Raw genomic sequence first — 18,337 nt, forward strand, 5'->3', positions numbered from 1 at the left:
TCATGAAGAGGGGATTCGTGATGTTGAAGGAGATGAAGAGCGATATCCGGGCGGTGCTGGACAATGATCCGGCGGCGCGCAGCCGGTTCGAGGTGATCTTCACCTATGCCGGCCTCCATGCGATCTGGTGTCACCGGATTGCACATGTTCTGTACCGGAAACGGCGCTACACGCTGGCCCGGATGGTCTCCCAGTTCAGCCGGTTCATGACCGGCATCGAGATACATCCCGGCGCCGTCATCGGAAAGCGCCTGTTCATCGACCACGGAATGGGGATTGTCATCGGCGAGACCTGCGAGATTGGCGACGATGTCGTGATCTACCAAGGCGTCACGCTGGGAGGCACGGGCAAGGAGAAGGGCAAGCGCCATCCTACCGTCGGCAATAATGTCGTCATCGGATCGGGCGCGAAGGTGCTCGGTTCGTTCCGGATCGGCGACAACAGCAATGTCGGGTCCAATGCCGTCGTGCTGCGCGAGGTTCCTCCGAACAGCACTGTAGTCGGCAACCCGGGACGGATTGTCAAGCGCAACGGCGAGCGGGTGAGCGACCGGCTGGACCACACGAAGCTGCCCGATCCGTTCATCGACTCGCTGCGTTTTCTGCAGAGAGAGATCGAGGAGCTGCGGGAACAGCTCGGAACGGATGAACGGCAGCGGGAGCAACGGCGGCTGGAGAGCGAGCAGGTTTTTGGCGATCATCAGGGGGATTACGAGATTTAGAAAGGATTGAATAGAATGGTCATGCTAATCTACAACACGATGTCGAGGCACAAGGAACCCTTCATTCCGCAGACGGAAGGCAAGGTCAAAATGTATGTGTGCGGCCCGACGGTATACGGCTATATTCATATCGGCAACGCCAGACCCATGATTGTGTTCGATGTAGTGCGAAGCTATCTGGAACAGATCGGCTATGAAGTGGTGTACATTACGAACTTCACGGATGTGGACGACAAGCTGATTCGCAAGGCCGAGGAGATGGAGCTGACGGTGCCGGAAGTGGCCGAACGGTTCATCCAGGCTTACCTGGAGGATGCGGAGGGTCTCGGCGTTCGCCCGGCGACGCAGAATCCGCGGGTGACCCAGAGTATGCCGCTGATCATTGATTTCATCCGGGAGCTGGAAGAGCGGGGATATGCCTACGAAAAAGGCGGCGATGTCTTCTACCGCACCGCCAAGTTTGCCGATTACGGCAAGCTGTCCGGCCAGCAGCTCGACAAGCTGCAATTCGGCATCCGGATCGAAGTGGACGCGCGCAAGGAGAATCCGGAGGACTTCGTGCTCTGGAAGGCTGCGAAGCCCGGCGAGATTGCCTGGGACAGCCCTTGGGGCAAGGGCCGGCCCGGCTGGCACATCGAATGCTCCGCCATGGCGCGGGAGTTCCTGGGAGACACGATTGATATTCACGGAGGCGGAGTCGATCTCCAGTTCCCGCATCATGAGTGCGAGTGCGCGCAGAGCGAGGCGCTGACCGGCAAGCCTTTGTCGAATTACTGGATGCACAACGCTTTTCTGAACATCGGCGATGAGAAAATGTCGAAGTCGCTCGGCAACGGGCTGCTCGTCAAGGACATCCGGGAGCGGTACAAGGCGGGCGCGATCCGCTACTTCATGCTCTCCTCGCACTACCGCAATCCGCTGAACTTCACCGAAGAGGCGCTGAGCTCGGCCGAGAAGAGCGCCGAACGCATCGCTACGGCTGCCGGCAACCTCCGCCACCGTCTGGAACTGGCCGGAGGACCGGAGGCCGCAGCCGCCGGAACGGCCAGCGATGAGCTGACGGCTTCGCTCACGGCTATTGTCGGCCGATACCATGAGAAGATGCAGGATGACTTCAATACGCCGGACGCCGTTACCGCGATGTTCGATTGGGTAGCGCTCGTCAACCGCATTCTGGCGGAGACGGAAGTGAGCGCCGCCGATCTGAAAGCGCTGGCGGATGCCTTTGATACGATGAACCGCGTACTGCGCATCGTGGCGGAGCCGGCCGCCGAGGAAGGCGCGGACGAGGAGATCGAGCGGTTGATCGAGGAGCGGACGGAAGCCCGGAAGACGAAGAACTGGGCGCGCTCCGATGAGATCCGCGACCAGCTTGCGGCGATGGGCATCGTTCTGGAAGACACGCCGCAGGGCGTGCGGTGGAAGCGCAAATGAGCGGTCCGGGCTGGTTCCCCTATCCTCCATCCAAGCCGGTGAACCTGATCCCGCCTATCGTGCTGGCTTATGTCGGAGATGCGGTGTACGAGGTGGCGATTCGGCAGTATATGGTCTCGCAGCCGAACCTGAAGCCGCATCATCTGCACCGCAGTTCGACCGGATACGTATCCGCCAAGGCGCAGTCCCGAATGCTGACTCTCCTGGAGCCGGAGCTTACTGAGGAAGAGCGCGACAAAGTGCGGCAGGGACGCAATGCCAAATCAGGCACCATTCCGAAGAATGCGGATGTGCTGGAATACCGGCATGCCACGGCTTTTGAGACATTGATTGGCTACTTGTATTACATGGGAAGACAGGAGCGGCTGGAAGAATTAATTCATAGAGGCATTGCGTATATGGAACAACAGAACCGGAGGGAATAACAAGATGACAGAAGAATTCAAGAGCGAAGAGGAGATTCTGGCCGGCAAGCACTCCGTGCTGGAAGCGCTGCGCGCAGGCCGGACCCTCAACAAAATCTGGATCGCGGAGACGGCCCAGAAGCACCTGACCGCGCCGATTCTGGCGGAAGCCCGCCAAGCCGGAGTCATCGTTCAGCATGTCGACAAGCGGAAGCTGGATCAGCTTGCGCCCGGGCTGCAGCATCAGGGCGTAGTCGCGCAGGCGGCTCCGTTCGCCTACTCGACAGTCGAGGATATGCTCGCCGCCGCTGAGGCCAAGGGCGAGCCGCCGTTTCTGCTGCTGCTGGACGAGATCGAAGACCCGCACAACCTGGGTTCGATTCTGCGGACAGCCGACTGCACGGGCGTTCACGGGGTTATCGTACCCAAGCGCCGTTCGGCCCAGATTACGGCGACGGTCTCCCGTACTTCGGCGGGCGCGGTGGAATATGTGCCGGTGGCCCGGGTTACCAACTTGGGACAGACCATTGACCGACTGAAGGAGCTGGGCGTGTGGATTGTCGGCACTGATGTGGATACTGATCAGGACTTGTTCGGTTCGGATATCTTCACCGGACCCGTGGCAGTCGTCATTGGCAATGAGCAGAAGGGAATGGGCCGGCTGATCCGCGAGAAGTGCGACGTTCTGCTGAAACTCCCGATGAGCGGCCGGATCAACTCGCTGAACGCTTCCGTGGCCGCAGGCGTCGTCATGTACGAAGTGCTTCGTCGCCGGCGCGGCTAGCGCGATGGCGGACTGGCGCGATGTGCTGCTGGTGGACGGCTACAATATGATCGGCGGCTGGCCGGAGCTGACGGCCCTGGCCCAGGAAGGCATGCAGGAAGCGCGCGACCGGCTGCTGGATCTGCTGGCCGATTACCAGGCTTACTCCGGCCGGCGGGTGATTGCCGTATTTGACGCTTACCGGGTCCCCGGCCTGGGGCGCTCTTTTGTCCAAGGCAAGGTAGAAGTGTATTTCACCAAGGAGAAGGAGACGGCCGACGAGTGCATTGAGCGGCTGGTGGGGGAACTCAGCCACCGGCGCCGCCAGATCTATGTGGCGACCAGCGATCTTACCGAACAGCATGTAGTCTTCGCCCAAGGGGCGCTGCGCCTGTCGGCGCGCGAGCTTAAAGTGGAGGTCGAGGAGAACCAGCGCGAAATTCAGCAGGCGATCGACCCCGACCGGACAAATTTCTCCCGGCACTCTCTGGAACAAAAGCTGCCGGCCGACATCCGCCGCAAGCTGGAGAAGTGGAGACGGCAGTAGATAAAATTCACCAAAAAGCAACAATTGTCATATTATGCTATTGATGATTGTTTTTGGGCAAAGTCTTGTTGACGGTGTAAGGTAACATAATATATACTGTTCGTATATTTCGCGAAGTGACGATGTGTCTTGCGTTGCAGCCGGGGGGATTCTTGGTGAGTGTCGACCTCAAGGAATTAATGCTGTCCGAGTATGATTTCATAAGCGATGAGGACCTTGTCGATGCCGTCCGGGACGGCGACGGCGGCGCATTGGAACACTTGATCAACAAGTACCGTAATTTCGTGCGTGCCAAAGCCCGTTCTTATTTCCTGATTGGCGCGGACCGCGAAGACATTGTACAGGAAGGCATGATCGGTCTTTATAAGGCCATTCGCGATTTCAAGGGAGACAAGCTTTCTTCCTTCAAGGCTTTTGCGGAGCTGTGCATTACCCGCCAGATTATCACGGCCATCAAGACCGCGACCCGACAGAAGCATATTCCGCTGAACTCCTATGTATCGCTCGACAAACCGATCTATGACGAGGATTCAGACCGGACGCTCATGGACGTGATCTGCGGCTCGCAGGTGCTGGACCCCGAGGAGCTGATTATCAATCAGGAAGAGTTCATCGGGCTCGAAGACAAGATGGCGGAGATTCTCAGCGATCTGGAACGCAAGGTGCTTATGCTGTATCTCGACGGGCGCTCCTATCAGGAAATCGCCGAGGATCTGAAGCGGCATGTGAAGTCGATTGACAACGCGCTTCAGCGGGTGAAGCGGAAATTGGAACGCTATCTGGAAGTTCGGGACAATTAATGATATAATGAACGGGAAGAAGACTCGGTTTACGGGTCTTTTTTTGATGGATTCGGTCCATACTATCACTCGTACACAGCGGATCGAAGAAGGAAGAGACGAAGACTTGGGCGGCGCCGGAGAAAGGTGCGGAATCTCCAGGAAACAGGCAACTCTTGCGTTGACATGGAGCTTCGCACTGTGATAAAGTGTTTTGGGTAGGCCTAAATTTTCGGATGCCATCCACGAAAGACGGCAGAGGCCTTTTTCAGCATTGTACAGAAAGCCGTCTATGACAGCCTTCTAGCGGTGCTGGAGAGAAGCCGAACCGCAGTTTGCAGGCAAGGATCAATATTTGCGTTCTTCGGCATGCCGGAGGAACGAATCGGGAGGTGTAATCATGCGGGTAATTATCACTCTGGCTTGCACAAGCTGCAAGCAAAGAAACTACGCGACGACCAAGAACAAGCGTAATCATCCCGACCGCATGGAGTTGAAGAAGTTTTGCAAGTTTTGCAACGCGCAAACTCCTCATCGTGAAACCAGATAGTCTGTTGGAGGTGTAGTCGGCGTGAAACGCAGTTTTAAGTCTTTGTTTTCCTTTTTCACTGAGAGCTGGACTGAACTTAAGAAGGTTCGATGGCCCAACCGTAAAGAGCTGACCAACTATTCGCTGATCGTACTGGGTACTATCACGGTGGTCGCCATTTACTTCTGGGTTCTGGACATCGGTATTTCCGCTGTGATCGAATGGATTATTTAGAGAGGTCCCAGGTGGCTTGATATGGAAAAAAGATGGTACGTCGTTCATACCTATTCCGGGTATGAGAACAAAGTCAAAGCCAATTTGGAAAAACGCGTTGAGTCCATGGGCATGGAAGACAAAATCTTCCGGGTTCTTGTTCCGATGGAAGAAGAACTGGTGAACAAGGATGGCAAGAAAAAGACGGTCATGCGCAAGGTTTACCCCGGATATGTCCTGGTGGAGATGATCCAGACGGATGATTCCTGGTATGTAGTGCGCAACACGCCGGGCGTTACGGGCTTTGTGGGTTCAACGGGCTCCGGTTCGAAACCGACCGCGCTGCTTCCGGAAGAGGTTGATCAGATCCTGAAGCATATGGGTATGTCGGAACCGAAACCGAAGATCGACTTTGAGATCAAGGAATCCGTACGCATCATGGTTGGTCCTTTCGCGAATTTCGTGGGCTCCGTGGAAGAAATTTTGGCTGACAAGAGCAAGATCAAGGTTCATGTGAATATGTTTGGTCGGGAAACCCCGCTGGAGTTGGATTTCACTCAAGTGGAGAAAATATAGCCCACGCAAGGGTTTCTTGTGGGAGGATGCGTTAAGCGTCCGAATACCACTACTTACGCAAGGAGGTGTCACTCATGGCTAAGAAAGTTATTAAAATGGTGAAACTGCAGATTCCTGCAGGGAAAGCGAATCCTGCGCCTCCAGTAGGTCCGGCGCTTGGACAAGCAGGTGTCAACATCATGGCATTCTGTAAGGAATTCAACGCCCGTACCGCTGACCAGGCTGGCCTGATCATCCCGGTTGAAATTACGGTATTTGAAGACCGTTCGTTCACGTTCATCACCAAAACTCCTCCGGCTGCCGTTCTGCTCCGCATCGCTGCGAAGGTAGAAAAGGGCTCCGGCGAACCGAACAAGAAGAAAGTTGCCAAGCTGAACCGCGCCGCAGTGCGTGAAATCGCTGAGCAAAAAATGCCTGACCTGAACGCTGCTTCCGTTGAAGCTGCTATGCGTATGGTCGAAGGTACTGCCCGCAGCATGGGCATCACGATCGAGGACTAATCCGTCCTTGTTCAACCGGCCATCCGGCCGCAATATGTGGGAGGACATTCCGCTAATACCACAAAGGAGGAACATTATAATGGCTAAACACGGCAAGAAGTACGTTGAAGCCGCCAAGCTGATTGACAGCGAAGCGACTTACGAGCCTTCAGAAGCTGTAGAGCTTGTGAAGAAAGCCGCAACTGCCAAGTTCGACGAGACCGTTGAAGTTGCAGTTCGTCTTGGTGTAGACCCTCGTAAACAAGACCAGGCCGTTCGCGGCGTCGTTGTCCTGCCTCACGGCACAGGCAAAACGCAGCGCGTGCTGGTATTTGCAAAAGGTGATAAGGCGAAGGAAGCGGAAGCTGCCGGCGCTGACTATGTGGGCGATCAGGACATGATCACGAAGATCCAGCAGGGCTGGTTCGAGTTCGATGTCTGCGTAGCGACACCTGATATGATGAGCGAAGTCGGTAAACTGGGCCGTCTGCTCGGCGGTAAAGGCCTCATGCCTAACCCTAAAGCCGGCACGGTTACATTTGATGTTGCCAAGGCCGTTCAAGAAATCAAGGCCGGTAAGATCGAATACCGTCTGGACAAAGCAGGCCAAATTCACGCGCCAATCGGCAAAGTGTCTTTTGAAGCTGCTCAACTGAACGAGAATCTGAAGGCGCTGATTGACGCTCTGAACCGGGCGAAGCCGGCTGCTGCCAAGGGTGTATACCTGAAGGGCATCGCTGTCTCCTCGACTATGGGACCAAGCGCCCGCGTGAACACAGCTTCTTACAGATAATCAGGGGTTGACTCTTCGGAGGAACTCTGCTAATCTATAACAGTTGTGCGAACTACGGATTTTCTTAAAATTCGAATATGCTTACCGTAGACAGTAGGTGCTGCGAAGCTTAATTTCCTACCGAGGTGTTGTGATAGAAATGAGAGGCGCTGCCGCCGTACGGCAGCCTTCGATTTTATCAAGCCTTCGTGATTCTGCGGAGGCTTTTCTAATGCCTGCGTAGGTTCGGCCAGAGATTCCGGCAGCGGAATCGGCCGTCTCAACAATTTTCAGGAGGTGTATACATTGGCAAATGCAAAAGTGATCCAAGCTAAGCAAGAAGCGGTTGATGTCGTTGTTGGCAAGCTGCAAAACAGCCTGACAACAGTGGTTGCTGACTACCGCGGATTGAACGTAGCGCAGGTTACCGAGCTGCGCAAGCAGCTTCGCGAAGCCGGCGTTGAATTCCAAGTGCTGAAGAACACGCTGCTGCGCCGCGCGACGGCTGCGGCGGAACTGAGCGAACTGGACGAAGTCCTGAGCGGTCCGACCGCTGTAGCGTTCAGCACGACGGATGCCGTGGCTCCGGCCAAGATTTTGAATGATTTCGCCAAGAAGAACGACGCGCTCAAGCTGAAAGGCGGCGTTGTAGAAGGACGTGTAGTTGGTCCCGAACAGATCAAGGCACTGGCCGAGCTTCCTTCCCGCGAAGGTCTGCTCTCCATGCTGCTTAGCGTTCTTCAGGCTCCAATGCGCAACTTCGCGCTGGCCGTCAAGGCTGTCGCCGACAAGAACGAGCAAAGCGCTTAATCAGCCGCTTGCCGTTTGATTCCAGCACAACCCACTAAAATTTTATTATAAAATGGAGGTTTAACTCATGAGCAAAGAAACAATTTTGGAAGAAATCAAGGGCATGAGCGTCCTTGAACTGAACGACCTGGTTAAGGCAATCGAAGAAGAATTCGGCGTAACTGCCGCAGCTCCGGTTGTAATGGGCGGAGGCGCTGCTGCCGCTGTTGAAGAAGAACAGACTGAATTCGACGTAATCCTGACTAACGCTGGCGCATCGAAGATCAACGTTATCAAGGTAGTTCGCGAAATCACAGGTCTGGGCCTGAAAGAAGCTAAGGATCTGGTAGACAACGCTCCGAAGCCGATCAAGGAAAAGGTAGGCAAAGAAGACGCCGACGCTACGAAGGCCAAGCTGGAAGAAGCCGGCGCTACTGTAGAAGTGAAGTAATAATTTTCCGGCACCGGGGGAACTCCCCGGACTCCTGCAAACCCCTTGAACCTGTTCAAGGGGTTTGTTTTATAACGGGAAGGGGGATCAGCATTGTCCCAGCATTATTACTCGCAAAAGCCGGATGTCGCCCATAATCGTCGTACCCTTGAAGCGACGCTGAGAGGCAGGCGGTTTCGGTTCACGAGCGATGCCGGCGTATTCTCCAAAGGGGATATCGATTACGGAAGCCGGGCACTTATCGAGGCTATGGAAATTCCGGCGGACGGCGAAATTCTGGATGTCGGATGCGGCTATGGCCCTATTGGATTAACAGCCGCCCATCTGGCTCCGCAAGGCAAAGTAACGATGATTGACATCAACAGCCGGGCTGTGGAACTGGCGCGGGAGAATGCCGCGGCGAATGGGATCCGGAATGTGCAGGTCGAGGAGAGCGATGGACTCGCTGCGGTTATGGACCGTACCTTTGATTGTATTCTGACCAACCCGCCGATTCGGGCAGGCAAAGCGGTGGTGCACCGCATCTTCGAAGAGGCCTATCATCAGCTGCGCCCGAATGGTTCGCTATGGGTAGTCATTCAGAAGAAACAAGGGGCGCCCTCGGCGGCCGCGAAGATCGAGAGTCTGTTCGGAGAAGTGGAAGAGATCGGCAAGGACAAGGGCTACCGGATTCTGAAAGCGGTACGGAAATCGGAATGATGTGTTGACAGCACAAAGAGAGAATGGTATTATTATAAAATGTCAGTATTAAGATAGGCTCTTTGTCTTTAGTTTGCTGAAATGTCAAGTGTCGAAAATCGACCGGCAAAGCGCATGCCGGCGGTGAAATTATGCAGGCGGATCGCGGCTCTCTGGAAAGCATTTGACGAGGGAGGAGGCGTGCGGCAGGTATAAACCGGGGCTTGTGGACGTATAATATGTACGTTTTGGGCAAATCTACTGGTAGGGAGTTCTAGCTACCATGGATAAATGCGCTCTTTTTTCGAAAGTATTCGATAAGGGCTTTTCTTTATTTATGGATGAATCCTGCAGGTATGGTTCCATTATACGGTTCCAAACAAGGGTTCGCAATCAATTTTTAAGTGAGTAGACATGAGGGGTGAGTAAAGTTGGCAGGACATCTTGTTCAGTATGGTCGACGCACTCGGCGAAGCTATGCAAGAATTAACGAGGTGCTCGAAGTCCCGAACCTGATTGAAATCCAACAAAAATCGTACGATTGGTTTTTGGAGGAAGGATTGCGTGAAATGTTCCAGGACATCTCGCCGATCCAGGATTTCACCGGGAATCTGGTGCTGGAGTTCATTGATTACAGCCTGGGTGAACCGAAGTATACGGTTGACGACGCCAAAGAGCGGGATGTTACGTATGCGGCGCCGCTTCGGGTAAAGGTGCGGCTCATCAACAAGGAGACCGGCGAGGTCAAGGAACAGGAAGTGTTCATGGGGGATTTCCCGCTGATGACGGAGACCGGCACGTTCATTATCAACGGTGCGGAACGGGTTATTGTCAGCCAGTTGGTTCGCTCTCCCAGCGTCTATTTCAGCACAAAGGTCGACAAGAATGCCAAGAAGACTTACACCGCTACGGTTATCCCGAACCGCGGAGCCTGGCTCGAGCTGGAGACCGATGCCAAAGACATTATGTATGTCCGCATCGACCGCACGCGCAAAATCCCGGTAACGGTGCTGCTGCGCGCACTCGGATTCGGCAGCGATGCCGAGATTCTGGATCTCCTTGGCAATGATGAATATATCCGCAACACGCTGGACAAAGACAATACGGATTCCACGGAGAAGGCGCTGATCGAGATTTATGAACGTCTTCGCCCGGGCGAGCCGCCGACTCTGGATAACGCCAAGAGCTTGCTCGTGGCCCGTTTCTTTGATCCTAAGCGTTATGATCTGGCCAATGTAGGCCGGTACAAGATCAACAAGAAGCTCCACATCAAGAACCGTCTGTTCAACCAGCGCCTGGCTCAGCCGCTTGTGGACACGGCTACAGGCGAGATTGTCGCCGAGACCGGCCAGATGGTGGACCGCCGTCTGCTGGATGAGCTCATTCCTTATTTCGAGAAGGAATTGGCCGCCAAGACTTACCGCGTTACCGGCGGGGTTCTGGACAGCGAAGACATTCCGCTTCAGACGATTGAAGTCTTCTCTCCAATCGAGGAAGGCCGTGTTGTCAAACTGATAGCCAACGGCAATATCGACAAGGCGGTCAAGCATATTACTCCGGCCGATATCATTTCGTCGATCAGTTATTTCATCAATCTGCTGCACGGCATCGGCAATACGGATGATATTGACCACCTCGGCAACCGGCGTCTGCGTTCGGTGGGCGAACTGCTGCAGAATCAATTCCGCATCGGTCTGTCCCGCATGGAGCGTGTCGTCCGCGAGAGAATGTCGATTCAGGACGCGAATGCCATCACGCCGCAGGCGCTGATCAACATTCGTCCGGTTATCGCTTCGATCAAAGAGTTCTTCGGCAGCTCGCAGCTGTCCCAGTTCATGGACCAGACGAACCCGCTTGCCGAGCTGACCCACAAACGGCGTCTCTCCGCACTGGGTCCGGGCGGTCTGACTCGCGAACGCGCGGGCTTTGAAGTGCGCGACGTCCATCACAGTCATTACGGCCGTATGTGTCCAATTGAAACGCCTGAAGGCCCGAACATCGGTCTGATCAACTCCCTGTCGACGTTTGCCCGGATCAACGAATACGGATTTATTGAAGCTCCGTATCGCTGGGTGGATCCGAAGACGGGCAAAGTAACGGATCAGATTCATTATATGACCGCTGATGAAGAGGATAACTATGTGATCGCCCAGGCAAACGCCGAGCTGACGGAAGAAGGCAACTTTGTGGACGAAATGGTTATCGTTCGTTACAACAAGCTGTCCGACAACATCACGACGATGCCGAGCAACCGGGTGGATTACATGGACGTTTCTCCGAAACAGGTCGTGTCGGTCGCTACGGCGCTGATTCCGTTCCTGGAGAACGATGACTCCAACCGCGCGCTTATGGGTTCCAACATGCAGCGCCAGGCAGTTCCGCTGCTGATTCCGAAGGCGCCGCTTGTCGGCACCGGTATGGAGCATAAATCGGCCAAGGATTCCGGCGTATGTATTGTATCCAAATACGACGGGATTATCGAACGCTCGTCGGCTAATGAAATTTGGCTGCGCCGCGTCGAAACCGTCGACGGTAAAGAAGTTAAAGGCGATATTGTTAAGTATAAATTACACAAATTCATGCGTTCTAACCAAGGTACCTGCATTAACCAGCGTCCGATCGTCAAGCGCGGAGAAGTGGTTAAGAAGGGGGATATCCTGGCGGACGGTCCTTCCACAGAAATGGGCGAATTGGCGCTTGGCCGCAACGTAGTCGTTGCGTTCATGACATGGGAAGGCTACAACTATGAAGATGCGATCCTGCTGAGCGAGAAGCTGGTGAAGGAAGATGTCTACACTTCGATTCACATCGAGGAGTATGAATCCGAAGCCCGTGATACGAAGCTTGGACCGGAAGAAATTACCCGCGATATTCCTAACGTGGGCGAAGAAGCGCTCCGCAATCTCGATGAGCGCGGTATTATCCGCATCGGCGCCGAGATCAGCGCTGGCGACATCCTGGTCGGTAAAGTGACGCCTAAGGGCGTAACTGAGCTGACGGCGGAAGAGCGCCTGCTGCATGCCATCTTCGGCGAGAAGGCTCGCGAAGTGCGCGATACGTCCCTGCGCGTACCGCACGGCAGTGACGGCATCATTGTAGACGTCAAGGTATTCACCCGTGAGAACGGCGATGAGCTGCCTCCGGGCGTTAACCAGCTGGTGCGTGTATACATTGCCCAGAAACGTAAAATTTCCGAAGGCGACAAGATGGCCGGACGACACGGCAACAAGGGTGTCGTTGCCCGTATTCTGCCTGAAGAAGATATGCCGTTCCTTCCGGACGGCACGCCGGTACAGGTTGTGCTCAACCCGCTGGGCGTACCATCGCGTATGAACATCGGACAGGTGCTTGAAGTTCATATCGGTATGGCTGCCCTGCAGCTCGGCATTCATGTCGCAACGCCGGTATTTGACGGCGCGCGCGAGTATGACGTCTTCGATACGATGGAAGAAGCCGGCATGCAGCGCAACGGCAAGACCATCCTGTATGACGGCCGGACCGGAGAGCGTTTTGAACGCGAAGTAACGGTCGGCGTCATGCACATGATCAAGCTGGCGCACATGGTCGACGATAAAATCCATGCCCGTTCTACCGGCCCGTACTCGCTCGTTACCCAGCAGCCGCTGGGCGGTAAGGCGCAGTTCGGCGGACAGCGCTTCGGGGAAATGGAAGTGTGGGCGCTTGAAGCCTACGGCGCCGCCTACACGCTGCAAGAAATCCTCACCGTCAAATCTGACGATGTGGTGGGCCGCGTGAAGACCTATGAGTCGATCGTCAAAGGCGAGAATGTGCCTGAACCGGGCGTTCCGGAATCGTTCAAGGTACTCATCAAGGAACTGCAATCGCTCGGCATGGATGTCAAAATCCTCAGCGGCGACGAGCAGGAGATCGAGATGAAGGAACTTGACGATGAAGATGAAGCAACGAATGACAAGCTGAGTCTCAATCTGGAAGGCGCGGAAGTCGGAATCGAATAAGCATATCTTTTAATATCACATGGTCCGTGAGGCCCCTCGCTGTAGCTGATTCGGCATACGGCGGGGGGCTGTCGCGGCACCAAATCAGGATGAGGTTAAGGAGGGTTGCTCCTTGTTGGACGTCAACAACTTTGAATTCATGAAAATCGGCCTGGCCTCCCCGGAGAAGATTCGTTCTTGGTCCCGCGGAGAAGTGAAGAAACCGGAAACGATCAACTACCGGACGCTTAAGCCGGAGAAGGAAGGCCTGTTCTGCGAACGCATTTTCGGACCCCAAAAGGACTGGGAATGTCATTGCGGCAAGTACAAGCGTGTCCGTTATAAAGGGGTCGTCTGCGACCGCTGCGGCGTTGAAGTTACCCGGGCAAAGGTTCGCCGCGAGCGCATGGGCCACATCGAGCTGGCAGCTCCGGTATCGCATATCTGGTATTTCAAAGGCATCCCGAGCCGCATGGGTCTGGCGCTGGATATGTCTCCGCGTTCCCTGGAAGAGATCATTTACTTCGCTTCCTATGTGGTAACCGATCCGGGTGATACGCCTCTGGAGAAGAAACAGCTGCTCTCCGAGAAGGAATACCGCAGCTACCGCGAGAAATACGGCTATGCCTTCCAGGCAAGCATGGGCGCGGAAGCGGTCAAGAAGCTGCTTCAGGATCTGGATATCGACAAGGAACTGGAGTTCTTGAAGGAAGAGCTGCGCACGGCACAAGGCCAGCGCCGCAACCGTGCGATCAAGCGTCTGGAAGTCATTGAGGCCTTCCGCAATTCCGGCAACAAGCCGGAGTGGATGATCATGGACGTGCTGCCGGTTATTCCGCCGGAACTTCGTCCGATGGTGCAGCTGGACGGCGGACGTTTTGCAACCTCCGACCTGAACGATCTGTACCGCCGCGTTATCAACCGCAACAACCGTCTGAAGAGACTGCTGGATCTCGGCGCTCCGGACATTATCGTTCAGAATGAGAAACGCATGCTTCAGGAAGCTGTCGACGCATTGATCGACAACGGCCGCCGCGGCCGTCCGGTAACAGGTCCGGGCAACCGTCCGCTGAAATCCCTCAGCCATATGCTGAAGGGCAAACAGGGTCGTTTCCGTCAGAACCTGCTCGGCAAGCGCGTCGACTACTCGGGACGTTCCGTTATCGTTGTCGGACCTTATCTGAAGATGTACCAGTGCGGTCTGCCGAAGAAAATGGCGCTTGAGCTGTTCAAGCCGTTCGTCATGAAGGAACTGGTCAACAAGGGTCTGGCCCACAACATCAAGAGCGCCAAGCGCAAAGTGGAACGGGTAAGTCCGGAAGTGTGGGACGTTCTGGAAGAAGTGATCAAGGAACATCCGGTTCTCCTGAACCGTGCCCCCACGCTGCACCGTCTGGGCATCCAGGCGTTTGAGCCGATCCTGGTAGAAGGACACGCCATTCGTCTTCACCCGCTCGTATGTACAGCGTATAACGCTGACTTCGACGGTGACCAGATGGCCGTTCACGTTCCGCTCTCGGCGGAAGCGCAGGCGGAAGCCCGCATTCTGATGCTGGCATCCGGCAACATTTTGAACCCGAAAGACGGCAAGCCGGTCGTTACCCCTTCCCAGGACATGGTGCTTGGTTCATTCTATCTGACCATGGACAACAAGGAAGAAAAGGGCAGCGGCATGATTCTCGGCTCCGTCAATGAAGCCGTCTCCGCTTACCAGCGCGGAACTGCCGGTCTTCATGCACGCGTGGCCATTCCGGTCAAGGCGCTCGGGAAGACGAATTTCACGGAAGCACAGCAGAAAGCTCTGCTCGTTACGACGGTGGGCAAGATTATCTTCAACGAAATCTTCCCGGAATCGTTCCCTTACATCAACGAAGCAACCAAAGAGAACCTGCTGCAGGGTACGCCGGATAAATACTTCATCTATGACAAGGGAGCCAACGTGCTGGAACGCATGAATGAGCTTCCGGTTCCGGGTGCGGTCGGCAAGGAGTACCTGGGCACCATTATCGCCCGTTGCTTCGAGATTTACCATACGACCCAGACGTCGATTATTCTCGACAAAATCAAGCAGCTTGGGTTCACTTACTCCACCCGTGCAGGCGTTACGATCGCGGTATCGGACGTTATTGTACCGGAAGAGAAGAAGGAAATCCTGCATGAATCCGAGAAGAAGGTCGAAGTCGTCGCCAATCAGTACCGCCGTGGTCTGATTACGAACGAAGAACGGTATGACCGCGTTATCGAAATCTGGTCGAAGACCAAGGACGATCTTACGAACGTCCTGATGAAATCCATGGACCGGTTCAACTCCATCATGCTGATGGTCGACTCCAAGGCTCGCGGTAACAAATCGCAGATTACCCAGCTGGGCGGTATGCGCGGACTGATGGCGACGCCGTCGGGCCGAATCTTCGAGCTGCCGATCAAGGCGAACTTCCGTGAAGGCCTTACCGTCTTGGAATACTTCATTTCGACGCACGGTGCCCGTAAAGGTCTGGCGGATACAGCGCTTCGTACAGCGGACTCGGGTTACTTGACCCGCCGTCTCGTTGACGTTGCACAGGACGTTATCGTGCGCGAGGAAGACTGCGGAACCGATAAGGGCTTCACGGTCAGCCGCATTCAAGACGGTAAGGAAGTTATCGAGGATCTGTACGACCGTATCGAAGGGCGTTACTCCTTTGAAACAGTCCGTCATCCGGAGACGGGAGAGATTATTGTTCATCGCAATGATCTCATCGACTCTGACAAGGCGGAAGAAATCGTCAATGCGGGAGTTGCCAAGCTGCAGATCCGTTCGGTTCTGAGCTGCCGCGCCCGTCATGGCGTCTGCAAGAAGTGCTATGGCCGCAATCTGGCGACCGGCAAGCATGTAGAGATCGGGGAAGCGGTCGGCATTATCGCCGCCCAGTCCATCGGGGAACCGGGAACCCAGCTTACCATGCGTACGTTCCATACCGGGGGCGTTGCCGGAGACGACATCACACAAGGTCTGCCGCGTATTCAGGAGCTCTTTGAAGCCCGGAATCCGAAAGGTCAGGCTACCATCAGTGAGATTGACGGCGTAGTCAAGGAAATCCGTGAAGCCAAGGATCGCCGCGAGATCGAGGTTCAGGGCGAAGCGGAGAGCAAGGTCTACTCCATCACGTACGGCTCCCGTCTGCGCGTAAGCGAAGGCCAGGAGATCGAAGCGGGCGACGAACTGACAGACGGTTCGATCGATCCGAAGGAAATGCTGCGCATCAAGGGCATCCGCGGCGTGCAGAACTATATCCTTCAGGAAGTTCAGCGCGTATACCGGAACCAAGGCGTAGAAATCAACGACAAGCACGTCGAGGTTATGATCAAGCAGATGCTGCGCAAGATCCGGATTATCGACGCCGGCGACACCAACCTGCTGCCGGGCGCATTTGCCGATATTCATGAATATGAAGCAGCCAACAAGGAGGCTATTCTCGCCGGCAAAGAGCCGGCAGTGGCCAAACCGGTCCTGCTCGGTATTACCAAGGCTTCGCTGGAGACCGACTCCTTCCTGTCGGCAGCATCGTTCCAGGAGACAACGCGTGTCCTGACCGATGCCGCGATCAAGGGCAAAGTCGACCAGCTGCTTGGCCTGAAAGAAAATGTTATCATCGGCAAGCTGATTCCGGCCGGTACCGGCATGAATCGCTACCGCAACGTCAAGCTTACGACACCGGATGGCGAAGAGAGCGATTCCGAAGCTCTGGAGACCGTACCGGCTGAATAAGCGGATTGTTGACACTATCAGAAGAATCATGCCGGATGCCTGTCACCCGGCATGATGAACTGATAGCCTAAGTTTTTTGGAGAACTTCTTGACATCGGATATGAGGTAATGATAATATATCCAAGGTGCGTGAGTATCCCTTATTATTTATTCATAATGGAGGAACCTTTATGATGACGGATGATAGCGGATTACAGAACGCTCAGATCAAGATTGGCACCAAGCAGACCGTCAAGGCAGTCGAACTGGGCCAGGCCGCAGAAGTATTTGTGGCGGAAGACGGAGATCCACGGATTACATCGCGAATTGTCAGCCTTTGCAGCAAACACGGGGTCAAGTTGACTTACGTGGATACGATGCAGCATCTGGGCAAGGCATGCGGGATTCAAGTGGGCGCTGCCATGGCAGCCGTCTTAAAACCATAGTGTAAGGAACTGTTTTTGTGAGAAGGGTGAACCCTTGGATCAAAGACTTTTCATTTGTTCTTTTATGAACCGCCTGGGTCTGTGGACTTAACAATCTGGTTTGTAATGGATCATCATTCAAGGAAGGGGGTGGCACAACAATGCCAACTATTAACCAACTGGTCCGTAAAGGCCGTCAAGCCAAGGTTTACAAATCGAAGTCGCCAGCACTGCAGAGAGGTTACAATGCCCTGAAGCGTGAGGCTACCGACTTGAGCGCTCCTCAGAAGCGTGGCGTCTGCACTCGTGTAGGCACTATGACTCCTAAGAAGCCAAACTCCGCACTTCGTAAATATGCCCGTGTTCGTCTGACGAACCGCGTAGAGGTGACGGCTTACATTCCTGGTATCGGACACAACCTGCAGGAGCACAGCGTAGTACTGATTCGCGGTGGCCGCGTAAAAGACTTGCCGGGTGTTCGTTATCACATCGTTCGCGGCGCGCTGGATACAGCAGGCGTGAACAACCGTATGCAGGCCCGTTCCAAATACGGCGCCAAGCGTCCTAAAGCTAAGAAATAAGAATCGATATAAGTAAACAATCAAGAAAGGGGGATATCCATGCCACGCAAAGGTCCAGTTACGAAAAGAGACGTGCTGCCTGATCCGGTGTATAACAGCAAGCTGGTTACTCGGTTGATCAACCGTGTTATGCTGGATGGTAAGAGAGGTGTCGCTCAGAGCATTCTGTACAACGCATTCAAGCTTATTGAAGAGCGTACGGGTAAAGATCCTATGGAAGTGTTCGAGGCCGCCATCAAGAACATCATGCCGGTTCTGGAAGTTAAGGCTCGCCGTGTAGGCGGCGCCAACTACCAAGTGCCGATCGAAGTAAAACCGGAAAGACGTACATCCCTGGGATTACGTTGGCTCGTTAACTACTCCCGCAACCGCGGAGAGAAGACGATGGAAGAGCGTCTGGCTGCTGAAATCATCGATGCTTCCAACAATACGGGCGCATCCGTGAAGAAGCGCGAAGACACGCACAAGATGGCTGAAGCGAACAAAGCGTTTGCTCACTATCGCTGGTAGGA

At 54.8% G+C, this 18,337-nt stretch carries 19 protein-coding genes and 1 other annotated feature; all 19 genes read left to right on the top strand.

Annotated elements, in window-relative coordinates:
* Nucleotides 1-20: 20 nt before the first annotated feature.
* The 19 genes from cysE to rpsG all read left to right on the top strand — a co-directional run bounded on the left by cysE (nucleotide 21) and on the right by rpsG (nucleotide 18,335).
* Complete coding sequence (gene cysE, locus RBI05_RS16230) at nucleotides 21-722, top strand: serine O-acetyltransferase (RefSeq protein ID WP_310551853.1); 702 nt, start codon at nucleotides 21-23, stop codon at nucleotides 720-722.
* Nucleotides 723-737: 15 nt separating this feature from the next.
* Complete coding sequence (gene cysS, locus RBI05_RS16235; protein WP_310551854.1) at nucleotides 738-2,156, top strand: cysteine--tRNA ligase; 1,419 nt, start codon at nucleotides 738-740, stop codon at nucleotides 2,154-2,156.
* On the top strand, nucleotides 2,153-2,581 hold the full coding sequence (locus tag RBI05_RS16240) for a Mini-ribonuclease 3 (RefSeq protein WP_150459856.1): 429 nt from the start codon (nucleotides 2,153-2,155) through the stop codon (nucleotides 2,579-2,581). The genes cysS and RBI05_RS16240 overlap by 4 nt, the downstream gene beginning before the upstream one ends.
* A gap of 4 nt (nucleotides 2,582-2,585) precedes the next feature.
* Nucleotides 2,586-3,344 (top strand): 23S rRNA (guanosine(2251)-2'-O)-methyltransferase RlmB, encoded by a 759-nt coding sequence (gene rlmB, locus RBI05_RS16245; protein WP_310551855.1) that lies wholly within the window; start codon nucleotides 2,586-2,588, stop codon nucleotides 3,342-3,344.
* A 4-nt stretch (nucleotides 3,345-3,348) separates the two neighbouring features.
* Nucleotides 3,349-3,870 (top strand): NYN domain-containing protein, encoded by a 522-nt coding sequence (locus RBI05_RS16250; protein ID WP_150459854.1) that lies wholly within the window; start codon nucleotides 3,349-3,351, stop codon nucleotides 3,868-3,870.
* A 155-nt stretch (nucleotides 3,871-4,025) separates the two neighbouring features.
* Complete coding sequence (sigH, locus tag RBI05_RS16255; RefSeq protein WP_150459853.1) at nucleotides 4,026-4,670, top strand: RNA polymerase sporulation sigma factor SigH; 645 nt, start codon at nucleotides 4,026-4,028, stop codon at nucleotides 4,668-4,670.
* A 379-nt stretch (nucleotides 4,671-5,049) separates the two neighbouring features.
* Nucleotides 5,050-5,199: a 50S ribosomal protein L33 gene (rpmG, locus tag RBI05_RS16260; RefSeq protein WP_081755001.1), complete on the top strand. Its 150-nt coding sequence runs from the start codon at nucleotides 5,050-5,052 to the stop codon at nucleotides 5,197-5,199.
* A gap of 21 nt (nucleotides 5,200-5,220) precedes the next feature.
* Nucleotides 5,221-5,412, top strand: a complete 192-nt coding sequence (gene secE, locus RBI05_RS16265) for a preprotein translocase subunit SecE (RefSeq protein ID WP_150459852.1) — start codon at nucleotides 5,221-5,223, stop codon at nucleotides 5,410-5,412.
* 21 nt (nucleotides 5,413-5,433) lie between these two features.
* Nucleotides 5,434-5,967 carry a transcription termination/antitermination protein NusG gene (gene nusG, locus RBI05_RS16270; protein ID WP_150459851.1) on the top strand — a complete coding sequence of 178 codons (534 nt, stop codon included), beginning with the start codon at nucleotides 5,434-5,436 and terminating at the stop codon, nucleotides 5,965-5,967.
* A gap of 74 nt (nucleotides 5,968-6,041) precedes the next feature.
* The gene (gene rplK / locus RBI05_RS16275) at nucleotides 6,042-6,467 is read left to right on the top strand and encodes a 50S ribosomal protein L11 (protein ID WP_025691673.1); all 426 of its coding nucleotides are present in this window, start codon (nucleotides 6,042-6,044) and stop codon (nucleotides 6,465-6,467) included.
* 79 nt (nucleotides 6,468-6,546) lie between these two features.
* Nucleotides 6,547-7,239: a 50S ribosomal protein L1 gene (rplA, locus tag RBI05_RS16280; protein WP_150459850.1), complete on the top strand. Its 693-nt coding sequence runs from the start codon at nucleotides 6,547-6,549 to the stop codon at nucleotides 7,237-7,239.
* Between the two features lie 66 nt (nucleotides 7,240-7,305).
* Nucleotides 7,306-7,458: a sequence feature (ribosomal protein L10 leader region), on the top strand.
* 66 nt (nucleotides 7,459-7,524) lie between these two features.
* Nucleotides 7,525-8,028, top strand: a complete 504-nt coding sequence (rplJ, locus tag RBI05_RS16285) for a 50S ribosomal protein L10 (protein WP_150459849.1) — start codon at nucleotides 7,525-7,527, stop codon at nucleotides 8,026-8,028.
* Nucleotides 8,029-8,095: 67 nt separating this feature from the next.
* Complete coding sequence (gene rplL / locus RBI05_RS16290; RefSeq protein ID WP_150459848.1) at nucleotides 8,096-8,458, top strand: 50S ribosomal protein L7/L12; 363 nt, start codon at nucleotides 8,096-8,098, stop codon at nucleotides 8,456-8,458.
* Nucleotides 8,459-8,551: 93 nt separating this feature from the next.
* Nucleotides 8,552-9,157: a class I SAM-dependent methyltransferase gene (locus RBI05_RS16295; RefSeq protein ID WP_310551856.1), complete on the top strand. Its 606-nt coding sequence runs from the start codon at nucleotides 8,552-8,554 to the stop codon at nucleotides 9,155-9,157.
* Between the two features lie 410 nt (nucleotides 9,158-9,567).
* The gene (rpoB, locus tag RBI05_RS16300) at nucleotides 9,568-13,113 is read left to right on the top strand and encodes a DNA-directed RNA polymerase subunit beta (RefSeq protein WP_310551857.1); all 3,546 of its coding nucleotides are present in this window, start codon (nucleotides 9,568-9,570) and stop codon (nucleotides 13,111-13,113) included.
* Between the two features lie 112 nt (nucleotides 13,114-13,225).
* Complete coding sequence (rpoC, locus tag RBI05_RS16305) at nucleotides 13,226-16,840, top strand: DNA-directed RNA polymerase subunit beta' (RefSeq protein WP_150459845.1); 3,615 nt, start codon at nucleotides 13,226-13,228, stop codon at nucleotides 16,838-16,840.
* A 173-nt stretch (nucleotides 16,841-17,013) separates the two neighbouring features.
* On the top strand, nucleotides 17,014-17,265 hold the full coding sequence (locus RBI05_RS16310) for a ribosomal L7Ae/L30e/S12e/Gadd45 family protein (protein ID WP_150459873.1): 252 nt from the start codon (nucleotides 17,014-17,016) through the stop codon (nucleotides 17,263-17,265).
* 140 nt (nucleotides 17,266-17,405) lie between these two features.
* On the top strand, nucleotides 17,406-17,825 hold the full coding sequence (gene rpsL / locus RBI05_RS16315) for a 30S ribosomal protein S12 (RefSeq protein WP_150459844.1): 420 nt from the start codon (nucleotides 17,406-17,408) through the stop codon (nucleotides 17,823-17,825).
* A gap of 39 nt (nucleotides 17,826-17,864) precedes the next feature.
* Complete coding sequence (gene rpsG, locus RBI05_RS16320) at nucleotides 17,865-18,335, top strand: 30S ribosomal protein S7 (RefSeq protein ID WP_150459843.1); 471 nt, start codon at nucleotides 17,865-17,867, stop codon at nucleotides 18,333-18,335.
* Nucleotides 18,336-18,337: the final 2 nt, after the last annotated feature.

The organism is Paenibacillus glufosinatiresistens (assembly GCF_031470375.1).
In the GTDB taxonomy this organism is placed as follows: Bacteria; Bacillota; Bacilli; order Paenibacillales; family Paenibacillaceae; genus Paenibacillus_AQ; species Paenibacillus_AQ glufosinatiresistens.